Source organism: Mycobacterium sp. E3298, assembly GCF_001666895.1.
Taxonomy (GTDB): domain Bacteria; phylum Actinomycetota; class Actinomycetes; order Mycobacteriales; family Mycobacteriaceae; genus Mycobacterium.
The window spans coordinates 1-7,845 of the sequence record NZ_LZJB01000463.1; the positions used below are offsets into that span (position 1 = coordinate 1).

Sequence of the window (7,845 nt, forward strand, 5' to 3'; positions counted from 1 at the left end):
CACCAGCGGGCTGGCGATTCCGGACGTGACGCCCTGGCCGACGGATCCGGCGATGCTCACCGGGCCGGGCAGAATCCCGGGCGCGTAGTAGCCGAAATCGACGATCGGTTTGATGAACGGCTGCAGCAGATCAGCCACCGGATTGCCGAGGATGGGGACCCACCGGATGGGATCCAGCAGCGGCAACTGCGCGGTCTGCATGAAGTAGAAGCTCATATTGCCGACGTGTTGCTGGATGGCGCCGGCGACCTGCGCTGCGGACACGAAGGGCATCGTGTGGTGCAGGTCGAAGAAGCCGAACAGGGCGTTGAGGTCCGACGGAAGCCACAACCAGTTCGCCGGGAAGTTGGCGATCGCGTCGTATTGCAGCGTGAAGATGGACGTCGCATACGACGTGGTGAGCGGGGTGGCGAAGTGGAACGCGCCGAAGCCCGGAATGAAGTGCGTCAGAATGCCACCCATCGGATTGTTCGGGTCGGCGAGCAGGACGAAGTTCAGCAGATCCTGACTCGGACGTAGGGCGGCAGGCAGGGCCTGCAGGTACCGCATCTCCAGGCTGGCGATCGTCGCGCTCTGCGAATACCCAACGACCACAACGTGATTGCCGGCCGCGGTTTGAGTCAGGATCGCGGAGTTCAGCGTCGCCACGCCCTGATAGACCGACTTGCCGAAGGTCTCGCTGCCGAGCCCGGTGATCGGCCAAAACTGTTCGGGGGTGCGCAAACTCACCAGGGTGTAGTCGGAGTAATTGGTGGCGAGATACGCCTGCTGGATGGACGTCATGTACTTCAGGTCCGGCGACGGATTCCCGGTGCCGCCCATGATCAGCGCGATTTTCTGCGTCCCCGTCGTCGACTGCATGGCGGCGGCGTTGGTGGCTTCCGTTTCGGCGTAGGCGTCCTTCGCGGTGATCAGCGTCTGTACGAACTGGTTGTGGAACAACTCCGCCTGGGCGCTGAACGCCTGGTACTGCTGGGCGTGCGCGTCGAGCATCGTCGCCACGCGCACCGACACCGAATCCGTGGCCGGCGGCAGCACCGACGTCGTCGGTCCGGCCACGGCCGCGTTCGTCGCCTGCAGGGACGAGCCGAGCCCTTGCAACTCGTCGGCGGCCGTCGCCATCGCGTCGGGGTCGGTGATCACGAACGACATGGTCGCTCCGCCTTGCTAACTCAGCGCCGGGCGCGCGGCGATACTTTCGCGCGGTCCGGCGATCGACTGGGTGACGGCGGCCGTCGCCCGCCCGGGAATGCCGGGGGAGGGCAGGTGCGGCGCGGTGGCCGGGCTCGCCGAAATGGGGGTGATCGGGGTGCCGGGAGCCACGGCGGCCGGAGTCGGGACGGTCGCCGGCGCCGCGGCGCCGGCCCAGCTCGACGGCACGGACAGCGCCCCGATCGAGCCGGCCCGGCCCGCGTTCACCGAGACGAGGCGCCCGGCGAGCTGGGCGGCGATGGGGCTGGGGCCGCCGGCGCCCGGACTTGCCGTGGACGCCAGGACCGGATCCATCGCGGGGAGACTGCCGGCGCCGCCCAGCAGCGGATTGGTGCTGGACATCAGCTGGCCCATCACCGTGTTCATCGGTTCCATCGCGAACTGGGCGGGTGTGGAAAGCATCTGCAGCTGCGTCATCGGGTTCATCAGTTGCTGGGTCAGCGACTGGCTGAGCGTCTGGAGGAGTTCCTGGCCGAAGGAGGTGAACGTCGGGGTGGGCAGGCTGGTCAGGGTGAGGGGCGGGCTGCTGAACGGCGTCCACGTCGCCTCGGCCGACTTGATGCTGGCGTCGTAGGCGGTCATCGCGGCCACGTCCTGGGCCCACATCTCGGCGTACTGCGCTTCGGTCGCCGCGATCGCCGCGGTGTTCTGGCCCAGGATGTTGGTCGCGATCAGCGACATCAGCAGCGCCCGGTTGGCCGCAATGACCTCCGGCGGCACCGTCGCGGTGAACGCCACCTCGAACGCCGCGGCCGACAACCGGGTCTGGTTGGCCACCAGCTCGGCCTGCCCCGACGTCGCGGTCAGCCACTGCACGTACGGGGCGGCGGCCGTGGCCATCGTCATCGACGCGGGGCCCTGCCATGGGCCGCCGGTCAGGGTCGAGACCGTCAATTCGAAGGAACTCGCGGCCGACGCCAGCTGGGCGGACAACGCGTCCCAGGCGGCCGCCGCCGCCCACATCGTCCCCGAGCGGGGCCCCGCGTACATCCGCGCCGAATTGATTTCCGGCGGCAACAGCACGTAATCCGGCAACACCCGAGACCTCTTCTCGGCCAACCGCCTCGGCCGGTGGGACCTTGGTTGCCCGCCCAGGGATTCGCACCAGCAGCAGCGGTTGTGCAAATAGCTGACGCAATTTTTAACACAATGTGACGCGCGTCGCAGGCGCTTGGCGTGACTGATGGAAGCGGCGGCAAAACCGGTTTGTTCCCACCACTAGAGTGGAAGCCCGATGGTTCAAGGAGAGCGGGAACTAGTGGAGAGCGGCGGACAGTCCAGCCAGGCCAATCAGACGGGAACGGCGCGGGTCAAACGCGGCATGGCCGAGATGCTCAAGGGCGGCGTCATCATGGACGTCGTCACCCCGGAGCAGGCCCGCATCGCGGAGGCCGCCGGCGCCGTCGCCGTGATGGCGCTCGAACGGGTGCCCGCCGACATCCGCGCCCAGGGCGGGGTGTCGCGGATGAGCGACCCCGACATGATCGAGGGCATCATCGCCGCGGTGACCATCCCGGTGATGGCCAAGGCGCGCATCGGCCACTTCGTCGAGGCGCAGATCCTGCAGAGCCTCGGCGTGGATTACGTCGACGAATCCGAGGTGCTCACCCCCGCGGACTACACCCACCACATCGACAAGTGGAAGTTCACCGTGCCGTTCGTGTGCGGCGCGACCAACCTGGGCGAGGCGCTGCGGCGCATCAGCGAGGGCGCGGCGATGATCCGGTCCAAGGGCGAGGCCGGCACCGGGGACGTCTCCAACGCCACCACACACATGCGGGCCATCGGCGGCGAGATCCGCCGGCTGACCTCGATGTCGGAAGACGAATTGTTCGTCGCCGCAAAGGAATTGCGGGCGCCCTACGAGCTGGTGGTCGAGGTGGCCCGGGCCGGCAAGCTGCCGGTCACCCTGTTCACCGCCGGCGGCATCGCCACGCCGGCCGACGCGGCGATGATGATGCAACTCGGGGCCGAGGGGGTGTTCGTCGGCTCTGGGATCTTCAAGTCCGGGGATCCCGCGCAGCGCGCGGCCGCCATCGTCAAGGCGACCACCTTCTACGACGACCCGGACGTGCTGGCCAAGGTGTCGCGCGGGCTGGGCGAGGCCATGGTGGGCATCAACGTCGAGCAGATCGCGCAGCCCCATCGGCTGGCCGAACGCGGCTGGTAAGCCGGGGGCTGTTGGTGGCGATCGAAGAGATCCTTGATCTGGAGCAACTCGAGGTCAACATCTACCGCGGCCGGGTGTTCAGCCCCGAGTCGGGATATTTCCAGCGCACGTTCGGCGGCCACGTCGCCGGGCAGTCGCTCGTCTCGGCGGTGCGCACCGTAGACCCGCGCTACCAGGTGCACTCGCTGCACGGCTATTTCCTGCGGCCCGGGGACGCCAACGAGCCCACGGTCTTCATCGTGGAACGCACACGCGACGGCGGTTCGTTCGCCACCCGGCGCGTCAACGCCATTCAGCACGGCGAAATCATCTTCAGCATGGGGGCGTCCTTCCAGACCGACCAGGAGGGCATCCACCACCAGGACGTCATGCCGGCCGCGCCGCCTCCCGACGGGCTGCCCGGCCTGGACTCGATCAAGGTGTTCGACGACGCCGGCTTCAAGCAGTTCGAGGAGTGGGACGTCTGCATCGTGCCGCGCGACCAATTGCAGCTGTTGCCCGGCAAGGCCTCCCAGCAGCAGGTGTGGTTCCGCCACCGCGACCCGCTGCCCGACGACCCGGTGCTGCACATCTGCGCGCTGGCCTACATGAGCGACCTCACCTTGCTGGGATCGGCGCAGGTCAACCACCTCGACGTCCGCGAGCATCTGCAGGTCGCGTCCCTGGACCACGCGATGTGGTTCATGCGGGCGTTCCGGGCCGACGAGTGGCTGCTCTACGACCAGTCGTCTCCGTCGGCCAGCGGGGGGCGCTCGCTGTGCCAAGGCAAGATCTTCACCCAATCCGGTGAGATGGTGGCGGCGGTCATGCAGGAGGGGCTGACTCGCTTCCAGCGCGGGTTTCAGCCGACCGCGCAGTGAACGCGCCGCGCATCGGCGTACTGGCGCTGCAGGGCGACACCCGCGAGCACCTGGCCGCGCTGGGCGAGGCCGGGGCGGATTCGATGCCGGTGCGGCGCCGCGCCGAGCTGGAGAAGGTCGACGGCCTGGTCATTCCCGGCGGGGAGTCCACCACGATGAGCCACCTGCTGCTCGACCTGGACCTGCTCGAACCGCTGCGCGGGCTGCTGGCCGACGGGCTGCCCGCTTACGGCGCGTGCGCGGGCATGATCCTGCTGGCCAGCGAGATCCTGGACGCCGGCGCGGGCGGGCGCGAGGCGCTGCCACTGCGGGCGATCGATATGACCGTGCGGCGCAACGCTTTTGGCCGCCAGGTCGATTCGTTCGAGGGCGACATACCGTTCGCCGGTCTGGACGGCCCGGTGCGCGCGGTGTTCATCCGCGCCCCATGGGTCGAGCGGGCCGGGGAGGGCGTGCAGGTGCTGGCCGAAGCGTCGGGGCACCCGGTCGCGGTGCGGCAGGGCAGAAACCTGGCGACGGCGTTCCACCCCGAGATGACCGGCGATCGCCGCGTCCACCAGCTCTTCGTGGACGTCGTCAACGGGCACGCCTGACGCACCGGGCCGTCGCCGCTATTGCGGGTCGGGTGTGCGCCGAGGGCTCTCAGCGTGCGTCCAGGGTGGGAAATCGGCGGGATTGGCGCCGTGAGCGCACACCCGATGCGGTTCCCCGGGGATGAGGTGGTCCCCAAAAATCGATAGCGCGGGCGATATCACATTCGCGGAGGCGGATATGCCCGGGTTCCTGTGACTGCTGGGGCGGCTGAGCCGCAAGGGCAGCGGCCGGTCGGGCGCGAGCAAGCGTGCACGTAGACTCGTCTGGCGAACTTTCGAACACAGAAGAGGTAAGAGACACCGATGAGCGGCCATTCCAAGTGGGCCACCACCAAGCACCAAAAGGCCGTCAAGGACGCGCGCCGGGGCAAGGAGTTTGCCCGGCTGATCAAGAACATTGAGGTCGCCGCCCGTACCGGCGGCGGGGACCCGGCGGGCAACCCGACGCTGTATGACGCCATCCAGAAGGCGAAGAAGACGTCGGTGCCCAACGACAACATCGAGCGCGCCCGCAAGCGCGGCGCCGGCGAGGAAGCCGGCGGCGCCGACTACCAGACGATCATGTACGAGGGCTATGGGCCCAATGGCGTGGCGGTGCTGATCGAATGCCTGACCGACAACCGGAACCGCGCGGCCGGCGAGGTCCGGGTGGCGGTGACCCGCAACGGCGGCACGATGGCCGACCCCGGCTCGGTGTCCTATCTCTTCACCCGCAAGGGCGTCGTCACGCTGGAGAAGAACGGCCTGACCGAGGACGACCTGCTGGCCGCCGTGCTGGACGCGGGCGCCGAGGACGTCAACGACCTGGGTGAGAGCTTCGAAATCATCTCGGAGCCAACAGATTTGGTCGCCGTGCGGACCGCCCTGCAGGATGCCGGCATCGACTACGAGTCCGCGGAGGCCAGCTTCCAACCTTCGGTCAGCGTGCCGGTGGACGTCGACGGCGCCCGGAAGGTGTTCAAGCTCGTCGACGCCCTGGAGGACAGCGACGACGTGCAGAACGTCTGGACCAACGTCGACTTGTCCGACGAGGTTCTGGCCGCGCTCGACGAGGACTGACCGGCCGGCACAGGTCGTCGCCCTCGGGCCTAGTCGTATCCGTGCCGCATGTCCTCGACGATGCGCGGATTGTCCAGCGTTGACGGGTCCAAAGCGCGTGGGCGGGTGTCGTCGGGGAACACCGTGGCGGCGTCCAGCACGTGCTGATTGAGGTAGCGCAGCGGGGGAGCGTTGGGCGGCACGGTGGGTGCCGGCGGCGTGGACCCGCGGCGCGCCAGCGTGAATCCCCAGTCGCCGAACGTCGGAACATAGACGTGGTACGGCGTCACGGCATAGCCGGCCGTGCGGATCGACGAGGTGGTGCGCCAGAACGCCGTCTGCGTCGAGAACGGGCTGCCGGCCTGCACGACCATGAGCCCGTCGGCGGCGAGCGCGTGGCCGACCAGCGCGTAGAACTCCGTCGAATAGAGCCGGCCCAAAACCGGGGTGTCCGGGTCGGGAAGGTCGACGATGATCGCGTCGAAACCCCCGGGCGGTACGACGTCCGGGTGCGGCGAGCGCAGCCAGCGCATCGCGTCGTCGATCACCACCTTGACGCGCGGGCTGTCCAGCGAGCCGCCGTTGGCCCTGCGCATGGTGGTGCGCGCCAGTTGGATCACCGCGGGGTCGAGCTCGACCTGCACGATCTTGGTGATGCCCGGCTGCCGCAGCAGTTCGCGGGCCACCAACCCGTCGCCGCCGCCGAGCACGAGGACTGATCGGGCGCCTCCCCCCAGGGCGGGGTAGACCAGGCTTTCGGTGTAGCGGTACTCGTCCCGGGTGGAGAACTGCAGGCCGCCGTCCAGGTAGAGCCGCATGTCGTTGCCGCGTTGGGTGACCACGATCTCCTGGTAGGCCGAGTGCTGGTAGGCGATGATCGGGTCGGCGTAGAGCCGTTGTCTGCTCGTCGTCTCGATGTCGGCCGAACGCGCCAGCAGCGTGGCCAGCAGCGCGAGCGCCGCGGCGAGCGCGCACAGCGCCATCGCCAGCTGCCGGGCCGAAACCACCCGGCGCAGAACGAAAATCGCCACGACGGCCGCGGCCAGCAGGTTGACGATGCCGGTGGCCGCCGCGCCGCGGATCATGCCCAGCTGCGGCAGCAGCAGGAACGGCCACACCAGGCCGCCGAGCAGCGCACCGAGATAGTCGGCCGCGTTGAGGTTGGCCAGCGTCCGGCCGGTGTCGGGCGCCTCGCCGCTGCGGCCGCGTTGCAGCATGGTCATCAACAGCGGCACCTCGGCTCCGACCAGCCCACCGATCAGGGCCGTGCCCAGCGCCAGCATCCACATCGACTCGTCGTCGATGAACGCGAACACCGTGTAGAGCGCCGCGGCGGACAGGCCGCCGACGATGCTCAGCAGCACCTCGACCGCGACGAACGCGATCGCCGCGTGCGCCAGGAGCGGCTTGACCACTAGGGCGCCCACGCCGAGCGCGGCGATGTAGCCCGCGACGATCAACGAGGTGGCAACGATGCCGCCGCCGTTCAGGCTCGCCGCCAGCGTCAGCAGAGCGAGTTCGTAGATGATGCCGGACGCCGCGCACGCCGCGACGGCGGCCAGCAGGACGGCCCGCCACCGCCCGGGCAGCGGCGTCGAGGCGACCGACGGCTGTGGCCGGCTCTCCGTCGAGGTCATGAGATGGCGGCGGCGATCACTCCTCCCACGGCCACCAGCATGGTGGCCGTGGCGAAAGCGGCCGGATGCAGCTCGGGCTCGTCGACGTGCTCGCGAAACTTACCGGGCACCGCGATCTGCAGGATCAGCAGCGCCCCGCCCTGCAGCACGACTCCCACCAACCCGTACACCGCCACGCCGACGAGTCCCTGCCCCAGCTGGCTGTAGCTGCTGGCGATGGCGCTGATGATGACGATGGCCAGCGCGATGTACATGGCCGAGGCGAGGACGACGGCGTTCGGGCGCTTGTCGATGAACACCAGTTGACGCAGGTTGCCGGGGGTGAGGACGTCCAC

At 68.9% G+C, this 7,845-nt stretch carries 8 protein-coding genes; 4 read left to right on the forward strand and 4 right to left on the reverse strand.

Features of this window, described 5'->3' with window-relative positions:
- Nucleotides 1–1,152, reverse strand: a 1,152-nt coding sequence (locus A9X05_RS21395) for a PE-PPE domain-containing protein (RefSeq protein ID WP_067783954.1), incomplete at its 3' end; no start/stop codon positions are given.
- Nucleotides 1,153–1,167: 15 nt separating this feature from the next.
- A complete protein-coding gene (locus A9X05_RS21400; RefSeq protein WP_082950104.1) occupies nt 1,168–2,250 on the reverse strand; it encodes a PPE family protein in 1,083 nt (360 codons plus the stop codon).
- A 196-nt stretch (nt 2,251–2,446) separates the two neighbouring features.
- Between A9X05_RS21400 and pdxS the strand changes: the two genes are divergently transcribed.
- From pdxS to A9X05_RS21425, 4 genes are all read left to right on the forward strand, one after another.
- A complete protein-coding gene (gene pdxS, locus A9X05_RS21410; protein ID WP_067751753.1) occupies nt 2,447–3,382 on the forward strand; it encodes a pyridoxal 5'-phosphate synthase lyase subunit PdxS in 936 nt (311 codons plus the stop codon).
- A gap of 14 nt (nt 3,383–3,396) precedes the next feature.
- A complete protein-coding gene (gene tesB, locus A9X05_RS21415) occupies nt 3,397–4,242 on the forward strand; it encodes an acyl-CoA thioesterase II (protein ID WP_067783960.1) in 846 nt (281 codons plus the stop codon).
- Nucleotides 4,239–4,835 (forward strand): pyridoxal 5'-phosphate synthase glutaminase subunit PdxT, encoded by a 597-nt coding sequence (gene pdxT, locus A9X05_RS21420; protein WP_067751755.1) that lies wholly within the window; start codon nt 4,239–4,241, stop codon nt 4,833–4,835. Before tesB ends, pdxT begins: the two co-directional genes overlap by 4 nt.
- 303 nt (nt 4,836–5,138) lie before the next feature.
- Nucleotides 5,139–5,894, forward strand: coding sequence for a YebC/PmpR family DNA-binding transcriptional regulator (locus tag A9X05_RS21425; RefSeq protein ID WP_067751758.1), 756 nt, complete (start codon nt 5,139–5,141; stop codon nt 5,892–5,894).
- 29 nt (nt 5,895–5,923) lie between these two features.
- Here the strand turns inward: A9X05_RS21425 and A9X05_RS21430 are convergent, their stop codons facing one another.
- Together A9X05_RS21430 and A9X05_RS21435 are read right to left on the reverse strand one after the other, a co-directional pair.
- On the reverse strand, nt 5,924–7,510 hold the full coding sequence (locus A9X05_RS21430; protein ID WP_067783956.1) for a polyamine aminopropyltransferase: 1,587 nt from the start codon (nt 7,508–7,510) through the stop codon (nt 5,924–5,926).
- Nucleotides 7,507–7,845 (reverse strand): DUF350 domain-containing protein (locus tag A9X05_RS21435; RefSeq protein ID WP_067783958.1); only part of this gene is annotated, 339 nt, incomplete at its 5' end. The genes A9X05_RS21435 and A9X05_RS21430, both read right to left, overlap by 4 nt.

Excerpts from the sequence above, each read along its gene's own strand:
- pdxS (WP_067751753.1), top strand. The coding sequence starts at position 2,447 with ATGGTTCAAGGAGAGCGGGAACTAGTGGAGAGCGGCGGACAGTCCAGC.
- A9X05_RS21430 (WP_067783956.1), bottom strand. The coding sequence starts at position 7,510 with ATGACCTCGACGGAGAGCCGGCCACAGCCGTCGGTCGCCTCGACGCCG.
- A9X05_RS21425 (WP_067751758.1), top strand. The coding sequence starts at position 5,139 with ATGAGCGGCCATTCCAAGTGGGCCACCACCAAGCACCAAAAGGCCGTC.